14 protein-coding genes are annotated in these 14566 nt (G+C 66.1%); 8 read left to right on the top strand and 6 right to left on the bottom strand.

Annotated features, from left to right (window positions below; genetic code table 11):
• On the bottom strand, positions 1-1317 hold a 1317-nt coding region (locus VML93_RS15040; RefSeq protein ID WP_325611787.1), incomplete at its 3' end, for a helicase-related protein.
• Between the two features lie 66 nt (positions 1318-1383).
• Between VML93_RS15040 and VML93_RS15035 the strand changes: the two genes are divergently transcribed.
• The 4 genes from VML93_RS15035 to VML93_RS15020 all read left to right on the top strand — a co-directional run bounded on the left by VML93_RS15035 (position 1384) and on the right by VML93_RS15020 (position 4872).
• Positions 1384-1737: a hypothetical protein gene (locus VML93_RS15035; protein WP_325611785.1), complete on the top strand. Its 354-nt coding sequence runs from the start codon at positions 1384-1386 to the stop codon at positions 1735-1737.
• A gap of 2 nt (positions 1738-1739) precedes the next feature.
• Positions 1740-2642 (top strand): alpha/beta hydrolase, encoded by a 903-nt coding sequence (locus VML93_RS15030; RefSeq protein ID WP_325611784.1) that lies wholly within the window; start codon positions 1740-1742, stop codon positions 2640-2642.
• Positions 2643-2751: 109 nt separating this feature from the next.
• The gene (locus tag VML93_RS15025; protein ID WP_325611782.1) at positions 2752-4209 is read left to right on the top strand and encodes an aldehyde dehydrogenase family protein; all 1458 of its coding nucleotides are present in this window, start codon (positions 2752-2754) and stop codon (positions 4207-4209) included.
• Positions 4210-4302: 93 nt separating this feature from the next.
• The gene (locus VML93_RS15020; RefSeq protein ID WP_325611780.1) at positions 4303-4872 is read left to right on the top strand and encodes a cyclic nucleotide-binding domain-containing protein; all 570 of its coding nucleotides are present in this window, start codon (positions 4303-4305) and stop codon (positions 4870-4872) included.
• A gap of 43 nt (positions 4873-4915) precedes the next feature.
• Here VML93_RS15020 and VML93_RS15015 read toward each other — a convergent pair whose 3' ends face one another.
• Positions 4916-5797, bottom strand: a complete 882-nt coding sequence (locus tag VML93_RS15015) for a CoA ester lyase (RefSeq protein WP_325611778.1) — start codon at positions 5795-5797, stop codon at positions 4916-4918.
• Between the two features lie 113 nt (positions 5798-5910).
• Here VML93_RS15015 and VML93_RS15010 point away from each other — a divergent pair, with 113 nt between their 5' ends.
• Positions 5911-6759, top strand: a complete 849-nt coding sequence (locus VML93_RS15010) for an aldo/keto reductase (protein ID WP_325611776.1) — start codon at positions 5911-5913, stop codon at positions 6757-6759.
• A gap of 51 nt (positions 6760-6810) precedes the next feature.
• On the opposite strand, the gene VML93_RS15005 is transcribed toward VML93_RS15010, so the two are convergent.
• Together VML93_RS15005 and VML93_RS15000 are read right to left on the bottom strand one after the other, a co-directional pair.
• Positions 6811-7635, bottom strand: coding sequence for an SDR family oxidoreductase (locus VML93_RS15005; RefSeq protein ID WP_325611775.1), 825 nt, complete (start codon positions 7633-7635; stop codon positions 6811-6813).
• Between the two features lie 15 nt (positions 7636-7650).
• Positions 7651-8886: an osmoprotectant NAGGN system M42 family peptidase gene (locus VML93_RS15000; protein WP_325611773.1), complete on the bottom strand. Its 1236-nt coding sequence runs from the start codon at positions 8884-8886 to the stop codon at positions 7651-7653.
• Between the two features lie 105 nt (positions 8887-8991).
• Between VML93_RS15000 and VML93_RS14995 the strand changes: the two genes are divergently transcribed.
• On the top strand, positions 8992-9525 hold the full coding sequence (locus VML93_RS14995) for a GNAT family N-acetyltransferase (RefSeq protein WP_325611771.1): 534 nt from the start codon (positions 8992-8994) through the stop codon (positions 9523-9525).
• Positions 9526-9615: 90 nt separating this feature from the next.
• On the opposite strand, the gene zwf is transcribed toward VML93_RS14995, so the two are convergent.
• Complete coding sequence (gene zwf / locus VML93_RS14990) at positions 9616-11115, bottom strand: glucose-6-phosphate dehydrogenase (RefSeq protein ID WP_325611769.1); 1500 nt, start codon at positions 11113-11115, stop codon at positions 9616-9618.
• A gap of 153 nt (positions 11116-11268) precedes the next feature.
• On the opposite strand from zwf, the gene VML93_RS14985 reads away from it, so the two are divergent.
• Both VML93_RS14985 and VML93_RS14980 read left to right on the top strand, forming a co-directional pair.
• Positions 11269-12045 carry a PIG-L deacetylase family protein gene (locus VML93_RS14985; RefSeq protein ID WP_325611767.1) on the top strand — a complete coding sequence of 259 codons (777 nt, stop codon included), beginning with the start codon at positions 11269-11271 and terminating at the stop codon, positions 12043-12045.
• A 29-nt stretch (positions 12046-12074) separates the two neighbouring features.
• On the top strand, positions 12075-13250 hold the full coding sequence (locus VML93_RS14980) for a glycosyltransferase (protein WP_325611766.1): 1176 nt from the start codon (positions 12075-12077) through the stop codon (positions 13248-13250).
• Here the strand turns inward: VML93_RS14980 and VML93_RS14975 are convergent.
• On the bottom strand, positions 13241-14566 hold a 1326-nt coding region (locus tag VML93_RS14975; protein ID WP_325611765.1), incomplete at its 5' end, for a PecA family PE domain-processing aspartic protease. The genes VML93_RS14980 and VML93_RS14975 overlap by 10 nt on opposite strands.

The following is a 14566-nucleotide window of genomic DNA, read 5'->3' as shown; positions in this document are numbered from 1 at the left end:
CTCGGGCTCGGTGTAGCCGGGGCGGGCCGCGAAGTCCTCCTCGGAATAGAGGCGGATGCACACACCTGGCGCGACCCGACCGCACCGGCCGGCCCGCTGCGCCGCGGACGCCTGCGAGATCGGCTCGATCGGCAACCGCTGCACCTTCAAGCGACGGCTGTAACGCGAAATGCGGGCGGTGCCCGGGTCGACGACATAGCGGATCCCGGGCACGGTCAGCGACGTCTCGGCGACATTGGTCGCCAGCACGACACGGCGCCCGGTATGGGGTGCGAACACCTTCTGCTGCTCGGCGGTCGGCAGCCGGGCGTACAGCGGAAGCACCTCCGTGTAGCGTGGGCCGCCCGCCAGCTCAGTCAAAGCTTCCGCCGTATCCCGGATTTCGCGCTCGCCGGACAGGAACACCAGCACGTCGCCGCGCGGTTCGTTCTCGAGTTCGTGCACCGCGTCGACGATCGCCTCGACCTCGTCCCGGGTCTCGGTCCGGACGATCTCGTGGTCGGGGTCGTCGGGATCGCCGGAATCTTCCGGGGAGCCGGACTCCACCGGAACTTCCAGCGGGCGGTACCGGATCTCCACCGGGTACGTCCGGCCCGACACTTCGATGATCGGCGCGCCCGAGAAATGCGCGGCGAAGCGGTGCGGCTCGATGGTCGCCGACGTGACGATCACCTTCAGGTCGGGCCTACGCGGCAGCAGTTCGCGCAGGTACCCGAGCAGGAAGTCGATGTTGAGACTGCGCTCGTGGGCCTCGTCCAGGATCAGCGTGTCGTAGCGCAGCAGGCGCCGGTCGCGCTGGATTTCGGCCAGCAGAATGCCGTCGGTCATCAGCTTGACCAGGGTGCGGTCGCTGACCTGGTCGGTGAATCGGACGCTGAAGCCGACGGCGTCGCCGAGCGGGCTGCCCAGCTCGTCGGCGATGCGCTGCGCGACCGTGCGGGCGGCCAGCCGCCGGGGCTGGGTGTGCCCGATGGTGCCGCGGATCCCGCGGCCGATCTCGAGGCAGATCTTGGGCAGCTGGGTGGTCTTGCCCGACCCGGTCTCTCCGGCGACGACGACCACCTGGTGCAACCGGACCGCCTCGGCGATGTCCTGCCGGCGCTGGCTGATCGGCAGGTCGGGGTAGGTGATCGTCGGGACGGCTGCCTGCCGGGCGGCGACGACCGATTCGGCCTTGTCGATCTGGTCGGCAAGCTGGCGCAGCTTCTCCGGCCCCGCGGCGCGGAGGTTCTTCAGACGCCGGCCAAGCCGTGCGGCGTCGCGGATCGTCAGACCGTCCAGGCGCTTGCGCAGTTCCGGGACGGACGGTTCGGCCACTCCGGTCACAGTAAGTGAAACCTTGGGCAGAATGGGAACCCAGGAGCGAACAGGGAGGAGCAGCTCGTGCAGCGACAGGAAATCCGGTCACTCGCCGACCTGGCCGGTGAGGGCACCCGTATTCTCACGGCGCTGGTGCGCGACACGCACAGCGGCATCGCGGAGCGGGTGTTCGGCTCTATCGGGCCGGCGTCGAAACCCGTGGAGGTCGTCCACAACACGATTGCCGCGGCCACCTACTATGCCGTCGACCACGGCTGCGGGCTTCGCTGCACGGCGCCGGTGAACTGGCGGCCGCCGCATACAGCAATGACGAGGACCACACTGTCGAGTCTCGTCCCAAGGTCCGCGGCCTGCTCGCCGCACTCAACGGAATCTATGGCGACGAGCTGGTCAGCCGCGGCAACGGATTCGCGCTGACCATGCAGATTCGCGACCACGGCAAGCCCGTCGCGATGAACGCCGACGCCATTGCCTCGGCGTTCCCGAACGCCACCGGGCGCGTCGTGGTGTTTGTCCACGGCTGGTGCCTGACGGAAGTTGGCTGGTGGCGGTCTCCGAGGGAGAGTCAGCGCGAGAGCGATGACGAGACCGTGCAGCCGTATGGCGCGCTGCTGCGCAGCGAGCTCGGGTTCACCCCGGTTTACCTGCGCTACAACACCGGTCTGCACATCTCCGACAACGGCAAAGCCCTGGCCGCGCTGATCCAACAGCTGAAGGCGCTGTGGCCGGTGCCGGTCGAGGAAATCGCGTTGGTCGGTCATTCGATGGGTGGCTTGGTCGTGCGCAGCGCCTGTCACTACGGGTCCGACCAGGACCACGCCTGGCCGGACGCCGTTCGCCACGTCATCTGTCTTGGTTCCCCGCACTTGGGAGCCGACCTGGAAAAAGGCGTCAACGCCGCATCCTGGGTGATAGCCCGGCTGCCCGAGACCCGCGCCGTGTCGGCATTTCTCAATGCCCGCAGCTCAGGCATCAAAGATCTGCGGTACGGGGCGTGCCTAGAGGAAGACTGGAGCAACTGCGACCCGGACGAGTTCCTCTGGGACCGCTGCCACGAGGTGCCGTTTCTCCCGGGCGCCGTTTACCACTTCGTCGCGACCACCGCAGCGCCGCGGGCGGTGGGAATCATCGTCGGCGACCACCTGGTGCGTTCCAAGAGTGCGTCGGGTGTGGGCACGTCCCGACAGGTTCCGTTCGAGGAGGCCCACGGGCTGACGCTGGCCGGACTGCACCATTTCGACCTGCTCAATCACGCGGCCATCTACGCGAAACTGCGCGACTGGCTCGGTCAGTCGGATCAGCACAGAGAATCCGCGGGCTGAGGCCGGCCGAGGGTTGTAGACACCACGAGGTTAACCGCGTAACTTCGGCCACGGATTTCGGTGTCGGCCAGCTCGATCAAGGGCCGTACAGGCCCAAAAAGGGGATGCCATGACGGTGCAGGCGGTACTGGACGAGGTCCGTGAACGATCCGGCACCGGTGACGTGATCCCGGTCTTCGATCCGGCCAGCGAGGAACAGATCACCGAGTTCACCGACTGCGGACTCGACGCCGTCAACGACGCTGTCGCCCGCGCGAAAGCGACCGCCGAGTCCGGGGTGTGGTCGGGCCTGCCCGATTACGACAGGGCCAAGGTGCTGTGGCGGGTCGCCGATCTGATCGACGAAAATGCCGAGCTGCTCGCCGAGCTCGAAATGCTCAACGCGGGTATGTATCCGGCGCAGGCGCAGATGCAGGTGAAGGTCGGCGGTGAGTGGTTCCGCTACTACGCGGGCTGGTGCACCAAGATCGACGGCATCGCGCGCGACGTGAACACCGGCGGACTGACCGGCGTCGATTCACACATGCACGCCTACACCCTGAGGGAACCGTACGGCGTTGTCGGTCTGATCTTCCCGTGGAACGGACCGGTCTTCAATTTCTGCGCCAAGCTGGCACCGTCACTGGCGGCGGGCTGCAGCAGCGTCGTGAAACCGGCTGAGGAGACACCACTTTCGGCGCTGGTGCTCAACAGACTCCTGGCGCAGGCCGGTGTGCCCGACGGGGTGGTCAACCTCGTGAACGGGTACGGGCACACCGCCGGTGCGGCCATCACCGCGCACCCAGACGTCGAGAAGGTCGCCTTCACCGGTTCGACGGAGGTCGGCAGGGAAATCGTGCATGCCGCGGGAAGCAGCAACCTCAAGAAAGTGACGCTGGAGCTCGGCGGCAAGTCCCCGGTGCTGATCTTCGACGATGCCGGCTTGCGGAAAGCCATCACGCTGGCGGCGTTCGGCGCCTTCGTGCACTCCGGACAGGCCTGTGTCTGCGGGTCGCGGATCTTCGCGCAGCGCGGCGTCTACGAGCGGGTCGTGGAAGACATTGCGACGATTGCGAACACCCTGAAACTCGGCGGCCCGAAAGAAGAAGGCGCCATGAGTGGCCCGCTGATCAGCCAGAAACAACTCACCCGCGTCTTGGGCTATCTCGACCAGGGCAAGTCCGACGGCGCCGAGTTCGTCACCGGAGGCCACCGCCTGGACCGGAAGGGATACTTCGTCCACCCGACGGTCGTCACCAACGTCGACCCCGACTCGAGCAGGCTGTTCCAAGAGGAGATCTTCGGGCCGGTGGTCACCATCCTGCCGTTCGACGACGAAGACGAAGCTGTCGCGCTGGCCAACAACAGCACCTACGGCCTGGCAGCCACCGCCTGGACCAAGGATCTGGGCCGCGCGCACCGGCTGGCCAAGCGGCTGAAGGCCGGGACCGTGGGACTGAACTGCCAGATGCAGTACGACCACTCCATGCCCTTCGGCGGATACAAGCAATCCGGGTGGGGCTACGAGTCCGGCAAGGCCGGCATCGAAGCCTACCTGCAGGACAAGATCGTCTGGGCGCAGATGTAGGCAGGTACTTTCAGCCGCGTATGCCCTTCACAATGCAAAATTCACGTTAGGCTCCACGGTGTCCACGGTCAGATACCGGATCAGGAGCCAACTATGAAGAGCGACGCGAAGGGCCTTGGGCAGGACGCCCGTCGGCTACGCGAGTTCAGTGCATTCAACAAGTTCTCGGACGGCGAGCTGGAGCGCCTTACCGCTGTTGCCCATCACAATTCGTCGACGACGCAGTGGCCGCTCATTCAGGAGCAGACTCCGTCGGACGCCTGCTTCATCCTGCTCAGCGGGGAGGCCGGGGTGTACGTCGGCCGAGACCGTGTCGCCTTGCTGGGACCGGGCGAGTTGATCGGCGAATCGGTGCTGCGCAGTGGGAAACTGCGTTCTGCGACGGTAACGACGACCGGGCCGGCTGAGTTGCTGCGTATCGACCGCGTTGACCTCGAACGCCTTGTGGCAGAGATACCCGCACTGCGTGAATTGCTCGACGCCACCGCCGCCCGACACGAGGCCGGAGCCCCGCCGCCAAAGCCAAAACCCGAATACTCCAAGCTGAGCGCTTCAGTTCCGACAGCCTTGCTCGAGCGATTCGAGAAGGCCGCCGAGAACGCCGGTGTGGGCTTCGGGGCCGCGCTCGAGGATGCGCTCACCCAGTGGACCGGGCGGAAATAGTCAGCAGCCGCCGCCAAGTTCGCTCGCGCGCGGTCAGACGAAGCTAGGAGCCGAATTCCATTTCGCCGATGCGGTCGGCCAGCGCCAGGATCCGTTGGGCGTCGCGCACGTGCAGGCTTTCGATCATCCGACCGTCGACCGTGATGACGCTGGTCCCCGCGGCCGTCGCCTCCTCATAAGCGGCGACCACCTTGCGGGCGTCCGCCAGCTCGTCTTGCGACGGACCGAACGCGTCATTGGCCGGTGCGATTTGGGACGGATGGATCAGGGTCTTGCCGTCGAAACCCATCTCGCGGCCTTGTCGAGCCTCGGCTCGAAAGCCGGCTTCGTCGGTGATGTTGTTGAACACGCCGTCGAAGATGGCCTTCCCGGCCGCCCGCGCACCCAACACCGCCAGTGCCAGTGCCGGCACGATCGGTGCGCGTCCGGGTACGTGCAGTCCGTGCAGATCGTTCACGAGATCGTTGGTACCGACAACCATCGCGGCCAAGCGATCGCTGGCCGAGGCGATCTCCTCGGCTCGCAGGAAGGCCCCGGGCGTTTCGATCATCACCCATAACCGCAAAGACTCCGGCCCGCCGAGCGTGTCGAGTGCGGCGGCCAACGCCTGGACCTGTTCGCCGTTCCCGACCTTCGGCACCAGCACTCCGTCGGCGCCCGAACCGGCCACAGCGGCCAGGTCTTCGTCGTGCCATTCGGTGCCCAAACCGTTGATGCGCACCACGACCTCACGGGGTTGGTAACTTCCCGACGAGGCCGCGTCGCACACCGTCGCCCTCGAGTCGGCCTTGGCGTCGGGTCCCACGGCATCCTCGAGGTCGAAAATCAGCACGTCCGCCGGCAGCGTCTTACCCTTCTCCAGGGCCCGGGCCTTGTTGCCGGGCAAATAGAGAGCAGATCGGCGCGGGCGCACTGTCGGTGCCATGAAGACGGTCGCTTTCTGTAGCGGAATGACTTCATGTTCTCCTAGACCGGTTCACTTGCGACAAGGCGGGGCATCCCCTTGAACAACCACCCGATAACCAGGAGGCTGGGCGCATGAGCAATATCCCGTCAATCACCCTGAACGACGGGAACACGATCCCGCAGTTGGGGTTCGGCGTCTTCCAGATCGACCCTGCTCAGACGGCCGCGGCGGTTCGTTGCGCGCTTGAGGTGGGCTATCGCCACATCGACACGGCGGAGATGTACCGCAACGAGAAGGGAGTGGGCCAGGGCATCCGCGACGCCGGACTGGACCGCGGCGAGGTGTTCATCACCAGCAAACTGAACAACGGGTATCACCGGCCCGACGATGCACGCCGCGCGTTCGACGCGACGTTGTCCGCGCTGGGCTCGGACTACGTCGACCTCTTTCTCATCCACTGGCCGCTGCCGATGCTGTACGACGGCGATTACCTCTCGACCTGGATCACGCTCGAGGAATTCGCCAAGGACGGACGCGCCCGTAGCATCGGCGTCTCGAACTTCCAAACCGAGCACCTGGAGATGATCGGCGACGGTTCGGAGACCGTGCCGGCGGTCAACCAGATCGAGGTGCACCCTTACTTCGCCAACGAGCAGGTTCGGGTCTACGGCCAAGCTCACGGGATCGCGACCGAGGCGTGGTCGCCGATCGCCCAGGGCAGGGTCCTCGATGACGAGGTCATCGTCAGGATCGCGAAGTCGCTGGGCAAATCCCCCGCGCAGGTGGTGCTGCGCTGGCACATTCAGCGCGGAGACATCGTGTTCCCGAAGTCGGTGTCCCCCGAACGGGTGAAGGCGAATTTCGAGATTTTCGACTTCGACCTCACCGACGACGACATGGACGCGATCACCGGCTTGGATCGCGGCGAGCCCGGCCGCACCGGGCCCAATCCCGACGAGTTCGACTACATCCCGGACTGAGAACGAGGACCCTGATCTCCCCAGCGCAGGCCTGTTGATCGGTGGCCTCAGTCAGCCACGGCTGACGATCTTCGTCATGACACGGGCGATCGGTTGCGCCAGCCGCGGCGAAAGTCGGTGCACCAGATACGGGCCCAGGACGTGCGAAGGTGGTGAAACGACGATCCCGCGGGGCCGCGCGATCGCGTCCAGCACGTCCGCGGCGACGGTGTCCGGCGAGACACCGTGCTTGTCGTAGAAGGCCAGGATGTTCTCTTTGTCGGTGCCGAGTTGCCCACGCAGGACTCCGTCACGGATGATCGGCGTTTTTATGATCCCGGGGCACAGGGCGATCACCCGAATGCCTCGCGGGCGCAACTCGGCGTCTAATGACTCGCTCATGCCCACCACGCCGAACTTGGAGGCACAGTACGGCGCCATTCGTGCGATCGGGAAGAGCCCGGCCATGGAGGCGGTGTTGACGATCGTCGCCAGATGGCCCTGCTTGAGCATCCGGGGCACGAAGGCCTGCACACCGTAGGCAACGCCGAGCAAGTTCACCCCGATCACGCGTTGCCAATCTTCGACGGTCGTCTGCTCGGTATCGCCGCCGTGGCCGATGCCGGCGTTGTTGTGCAGGATGTCGACGCGTCCCCCGTCGTCGAAGACGGTCTGTGCCAGCGCCTCGACTTCTTCCGGCCGAGTCACGTCGATCGCGTGATCAACGGCGCCGCTGCCGATCTCGCGGGCCACGGTGACGGCTGCGTCGGCGTCGACGTCTGCGACGTGGACTTTGGCGCCGCGCTCGGCGAGCAGCCGCGCGGTTGCGCGCCCGATCCCCGAGCCGGCACCGGTCACGACCGCTATCTTTCCGGTCAGGTTGATGCGCCGTGCCATGGGCATCTCCTCAAATCAGGCCTGGGGACCCTCGGACGGCGGCCAGTGCGCACCCGGGGACGCATCGCCGGGTTCGGCGTGTTCGCCGCGGGCCAACGGCACCCACTGCTCGGTCGGGGCGGGCTGCTTCGACGACGGGAAGTCCCGTAGCTTGCCCGACGGCTTGGCGTCCCACTTGGCGAACGTCAGCGGCGTCTGCAGCCAGGCGTGCAGGAGGTTATACGCGGCTTCCAGCGATTCGATGTGGGTGCGCTCCCAGCCGTGGCTGCCGTCGAGCCCGAAGCCGACCAGCGCAGCGCGGGTGCCGGCGCCCGCCTCGATCGCCGCTGCGGCGTCGGACCGGTAGTAGCGGAACACGTCCCGCGCGAACGGTATGCCCCGCTCCTCGGCGAGCCGGCACAGCTTGCGGGTGAGGTGATAGTCGAACGGTCCGTGCATGTCGGCCATCGGGATCGTCACGCCGTCCTCGATGGAGTGCTGGCCGGGCGCGCACACCGCGTTGTCCACCGAGATCAGCTCGGCGACGTCGGCGGGCAGGCCGTGGCTGGCCCCGTGGCCGACCTCCTCGGTGATGGTGACCATGATCGTGGTCCGGTGCGGCAGCACCAACTTGTTCTCGCAGAAGTTCTTGGCCAGCGTGAGCGCGACCGCGACTCCCGCCTTGCCGTCGAGGTGACGGGAGACGATGAACCCGTCGGCCGCGAGCTCGGGGCTGGTGATCAGCGCGACAAAGTCGCCGACCTTCAGGCCGAGACGGACCAGGTCCTCGCGTGAGGACACCTTGCGGTCGACGCGGACCTCGACGTGCTCCCAGTCGGTGGGTTGGGTGTCGATCTCGTCGCCGAAGGCGTGCCCACTGGCCTTGAGCGGCAGGACCGTGCCGGTGATAAATTCGTCGGGGTCGTCGGAGAAGATCCGCACGCGCGCGCCCGTGGCGAAGCGCGCCGAGAAGGTGCCGACCGGGATCAGCTCCAGCCGCCCGTTGTCCTTGAGTCCGCGCACCATGCACCCGATGGTGTCGGCATGCACCACCAGCGCCCGGTCGGTGGTCGCCGACTTACCCGCGAGTTCAGCGTTCAGCGCCCCGCGGCGGGTCAGTGAGAAGGGCACGCCGAAGTCGTCGAAGATGTCGCCGATGAGCTGCATCACCATGTCCGTGCGGCCCGACGGGCTCGGCGTCTGCAGCAGCGCGAGCAGCGTGTCGATCATCCACGCGCGGTCAGCCTCGGCCATGACCGCGGTTTGGGTCAACGGTGTCTCCCTTCGGCGTCTTCCAGAGTCGCGTTCAACCTACCGAATTACGTCTGATTGCCGTCACGGAACTGACGGCGGCGGTCCGACCGGCACACTACTCACATGCAACCAATCGGCGGGATCGTGCGTTCGGCTCGTGCGCAGGACGCGGCGGCTTGCGTCGCGATCTACCAGCCCTACGTCCAGGACACGGCGATCAGTTGGGAGATCGAGGTCCCGACCGTCGCTGAGATGGCCGCTCGTATCTCCGCGGCGCACGAATGGCTTGTCCTCGAATGTGGCGATCAGCTCGTCGGTTTCGCATACGGGCACGCGCTGAATCGGCTGCCTGCCTACCAGTGGTCGGTGGAAACCGGAATCTACGTCAGCGTCGGCCACCACCGCGCCGGCGGCGGGCGCAGACTCTACACAGAGCTACTGCGCCGGCTTGCCGAGCGCGGCTACCGCCGAGGTTTCGCCGGCATCACTCAACCCAACGAAGCGAGCAACGGTTTTCACCGATCCTTCGGGTTCCGGGATGCCGGACTGTACCGGCGCGTCGAATGGAAACACGGCCGCTGGCACGACGTCGCGTGGATGCAAGTCGACCTGCTCGGCGACGACGAGCCGGACGGACCGCCCGGCCCGATCGCCTGACCCGGTGAGAGTTGTTGTGGCGCTTACGACCCGACTAGCGCTGATGGTGGCGACCCGCTGCGCCCGGCTCCGCCGCGCTTGCGATCACCACTAGCGTTTGGACTCGCGCCACCCACGCTCGAACGGCAACCGCCACGCGTTGGGCGCGATCAACTGATGAATGGCGTTGGGACCCCACGTTCCGGGCTGGTACATCTTGGCCGGCGGCGGGTCGTCGAGCAGATCCTCCGAACGCTCCCACAGTGATTCGATGCCCTCGGCGGTGGTGAACAGCGTGTGATCGCCTCGCATGGCGTCAAGGATGAGCCGTTCGTACGCCTCCAGCACGTCGACGACGGTGTCGATCTCTTGAGAGGAGAACTGCATGGACAACTTGTCGAGCTTCATCCCGGGACCGGGCCGCTTGCCGTAGAAGGACAGTGAAACCTTCGAGTTGTCAGCCAGATCGAACGTCAGGTGATCCGGGCCTTGTGTCCCCACCCCCGATCCCGGCGGGAACATGCTTCGCGGAGCCTCTTTGAAGGCGATCGAAATGATGCGGATGCCCTCGGCCATCTTCTTGCCGGTGCGCAGGTAAATCGGTACTCCCGCCCAGCGCCAGTTGTCGATGCCGACCTTGAGCGCGATGAACGTCTCGGTGTCGGAATCCCTTGCCACTCCGTTCTCTTCGCGGTATCCGCTGTATTGACCGCGCACCACATTCGACGTTTTGACCGGCAGCATCGACCGGAACACCTTGTTCTTCTCTTCGCTGATGGCGTATGGCTCGAGCGCCGTCGGGGGTTCCATCACCACGAACGCCATCACCTGGAACAGGTGCGTCACGACCATGTCCTTGTAGGCGCCGGTGTTTTCGTAGAAGTTCGCCCGCTGATCCAGACCCAGGGTCTCGGGAATGTCGATCTGGATGTGGTCGATGAAGTTGCGGTTCCAGATCGGCTCAAACAGGCCGTTGGCGAACCGGAACGCCAGGATGTTTTGAGCCGCCTCCTTGCCCAGGAAGTGATCGATCCGGAAAATCTGGGATTCCTCGAATGTTTGGTGCACGAAGTCGTTGAGCGCCACCGCACTGGCCAAGTCGGTGCCGAAGGGTTTCTCCATAACCACCCGGGAGCGCTCGACGAGGTTGGCCTCGCAGAGCATCGTGATGACGTCGCGCGCCGCCTTCGGCGGGACCGACAGGTAGTGCAGTCGCCGCACCTTGGGTCCCAGGTTGGTTTCGGCTTCAGCGACGGCGGCCGCCAGTGCCTCTGGTCCGGCACCCTGCGGCACGTAGGTGACGATCTTCGCGAAGTTGTCCCACTGCTCGGGCGTGAGCTTGTGGTGGCCGAACGAGTCGATCGCGTTCTTGGCGAGATCCCGGAATTCGTCAGGTGTGAAGTCTTCCAGCGATGTGGCGACGATCTGGATATCGGGCGCGAGCTCGGACTGATCCAGGTAGGCCAGGCCGGGGATCAGCTTGCGTTTCGCCAGATCCCCCGTCGCGCCGAACAGGATGATGACGTGCGGGTCGAGCGGGGCGGAGTCGTAGCGGCGCGGACGCGAGCCTGGCGCCGGGTAGGAGATTGTCTGCGGTTTTCTGGTGGCCACTCACGCGATACTTCCACCGCGTCGCCGTGTCCGCAGCCCGCAGGCTTGATCCTTCATTCGAAATTCTTCCGCACATCTCCGGGCCGGGGGTGCCGCGGTCCAGCTCAGCGCCAAGGTCCGAACCGGAGACCCGCGGTTGGCATACTGCTGTGCATGGCAACCGTCGTCGCCTTCCACGCTCATCCGGACGACGAGGTGGTGCTCACCGGTGGCACGCTGGCGCGGGCCGCGGCAGCCGGGCATCGGGTAATCGTCGTCATGGCGACCGACGGGCGCATGGCCGACGAGGACTCTTCCCGCCTGGACGAGTTGCAGTCGAGTGCGCGCATTCTTGGTGTCCACGCGGTCGAGTGCCTGGGCTACGCCGACAGCGGATACGGCCCGGTGTTCTACCCGGATCCACCCGGGCGCGTCAGGTTCGGGCGCGCAGATCGCGATCAGGCGGCGCACCGACTCGCTGACATACTCCGTGCCGAAGACGCGCAGCTGCTACTCAGCTATCAGCCCAACGGTGGCTACGGCCATCGCGATCACGTGCAGGTGCATCACGTCGGGAAGCGGGCCGCCGAACTCGTCGGACTGTGGCGGGTGCTGGAGGTGACGATGCCGCGCGAATTAATCCGCCGGACAAGTGATCTCGCTCGCCTGTTGCGGCTGCCGCCGCTGGCGGAACCCGATGTCGTCCGCACCGCGTACGCCCCGCGGGCCACGATCACCCACAGCATCAACGTCTTTGGCTTCGCAAGGCAGAAGCGCGATGCGCTGGCCGCCCATCGCTCGCAGCTCGAGGCCAGCGGCGCGGCGCGCGCGCTCGGGGTGCTGCGCCGGCTGCCGCCCCAAGCGTTCGGCCTGCTGTTCGGCCGGGAATGGTTCGTCGATCCGGCGGCGGCCACCAGAACCGTGCATCACGACATCTTCGATGGCTGGTGAGAATTGCTGCGGCGCATGGGTTTACGACTGTGAAAGTTGTCATCGCGGGCTATGGAAGTCGCGGCGATGTTGAGCCCTGCGCAGCCGTCGGTCGCGAGCTACTGCGACGGGGTCACGACGTGCGCATGGCGGCCCCGCCCAACATGATTGACTTCGTCGAGTCGGTGGGGCTCCGTGCGGTTGCCTACGGCCCGGACTCGCAGCAGGTGATGAACCCGGCCGCAGACCTGGTGACCGGCGTCGCGACCAGAGGCCTGAATCTGTTCAGCGTGTTGACCGAAGTCACCGAGCAGGTCAGTCAGGTCAAGGCGGACAAGACCGCGACCCTCAAGCACCTGACCGAAGGGGCGGACCTGCTGGTCGCGGGTTTCAACGAGCACGGTCTGGCCGCCAACGTCGCAGAGTACCAAGACATTCCGCTGGCGGTGCTGCACTGCTTCCCGGAGCGTGTTTGGTCTGCCGGGGGAATGTATGCGGCCATCTCCAAGCAAACCGACGACGCCCAACGCGCCCAACTGGGCTTGGCGGAGGCCACCGGAACGTCGACGTCGCTGCAGATCCAGGCCTATGACGAGCTCTGCCTGCCCGGGCCGGCAGCTGAATGGGTGAAGCCGGATTTCCTGGGCCCCTTCGTCGGCGCGCTGACGCTGGAGTTGCCGACCGATGCCGACGAGGAGGTCTTGTCGTGGATCGCAGCCGGAACACCGCCGATTTACTTCGGATTCGGCAGCACGCCAATCGAATCCCCCGCCGAGACGGTGGCGGTGATCAACGCGGCGTGCGCGCGGTTGGGCGAGCGGGCGTTGATTTGCAGCGGCCCCAATGACTTCACCGGCGTCCCGGAATTGGACCAGGTGAAGGTGGTCGGCGCGGTGAATCACGCGGTCGTTTTTCCCGCTTGTCGCGCGGTGGTCCACCACGGGGGTGCCGGCGTCACGGCCGCGGGCCTGCGGGCGGGGGCGCCCACGCTGATCCTGTGGTTCTGGCTCGATCAGCCGGTCTGGGCGGCCGGCATCTCGCGGCTGGAAGTCGGTGCCGGGCGGGCCTTTTCGGAGTCCACCCTGGATTCAGTGGTCGCTGACCTGCGCCGCGTACTCGCCCCGCAATACGCCGCTCGGGCCCGTGTGGTCGCCGGCCAGATGACCAAATCAGCCGAAAGCGTCTGCCGCGCAGCCGATCTGCTGGAAGGTGCCTCTCATGAGTAGATGTACGTCGTCCCCACCCCGGAGGGGCTGTTGGAGATGTACACCGGGTGCTCCGCGAAGATCAGGTTCCCGGTGTTCATCAGGTCGCTGGCTGTGACCACCGAGGGAGCGTTCGTGTTGTTGACGACGTAGGAGTACAGCACATTGCCGGTGGTGGGGTCTGAGACGGTGATTACCGTTCCCGTCGGGACGCTTGGGGCCACCGAGGACGGGATGGTTCCGTACACCCCACCCGAGTCGACGATCGAGGAAACCTGGTGGGTGGCCCCGCTACCGACCTTCACGTCCAGGTTGGTGATCGGCGATCCGGTGAGCGTGGCGATCGGAGTGCCCATGCCCGTGGGAGTGGGTTCGAACGTCAACTCATGCCCCTGCTGGTTGATGAGCAAACCTTTGTTGAGGTTGCCGGGCAATGCCTGGGTCGGATTGCTGGTGTTGGGGCCGGTCGCGTTCGGACCGACACCCAGAACGCCCGCTGCACCGTTGCCGGCTATGAACGACTGGAACGTCGTCGGGAAGGAGAAGAGCACGACGTCGACGTCGGTGGGTTGGGTGACGATGCCATTCCCGAAATCCACCGTCGTGTGGAACTTGGCGTAGACATAGACCAGCCCGCCGCTGTAGGCGCCGGTTCCAAACCCGGTCGGAAGGCCCAGGTGCTGGAATCCGACGTCTTGAAGTGGGACGACCAGACCGTCGGATCCGGTGTCGACCAGCACGGGAATGGTCTTGCCGCCGTTGACGGACAGGTCTACCACCGGTTCGGTGGTCATGGCCACCTCCAGTGGGATGGTCGCGCTGTTCGGTGCGCCGGTGCCGGCGGTTCCGTTGCCGCCCAACAGCCAGCCGCCGTGGCCTCCGGCGCCGCCGAAGTTGCCGTTTGCGTTGCCACCCGTCCCGCCTTTGCCGAACAGACCCGCAGAGCCGCCGAGTCCGCCTTGTCCGGCGGTTCCGGTTCCGGCGTTTCCGCCTTTACCCCCGTCACCGAGTAGCCACCCGCCGTGACCGCCGTTCCCGCCACTGGCGCCGATTCCGCCGGTACCGCCAGGCCCCCCATTGCCGATCAACCCGGCGTCGCCGCCGGTTCCGCCGACCTGCCCGGCTGTCATTGGGGAATAGCCGGCGCCGCCGTTGCCGTACAGCAGCCCACCGGACCCGCCGTTCGGGTCCATGGCCGTCCCGGGAGTTCCGTCACCGATCAGCTGACGCCCCAACAGGGCCTGGGTGGGCGCGTTGACCATGCCCAGCAAATCCTGCTCCGCCGCCTGCAGCGGGCTGGCGCTGGCCGCCTCGGTGGCCAGATACGACCCCGCCCC

Origin of the sequence: Mycobacterium sp. (assembly GCF_035499775.1) — a bacterium.
Classification (GTDB): Bacteria; Actinomycetota; Actinomycetes; order Mycobacteriales; family Mycobacteriaceae; genus Mycobacterium.
The sequence above is the reverse complement of the archived record's forward strand: the minus strand, read 5'-3'. Positions and strand labels throughout refer to the sequence as shown.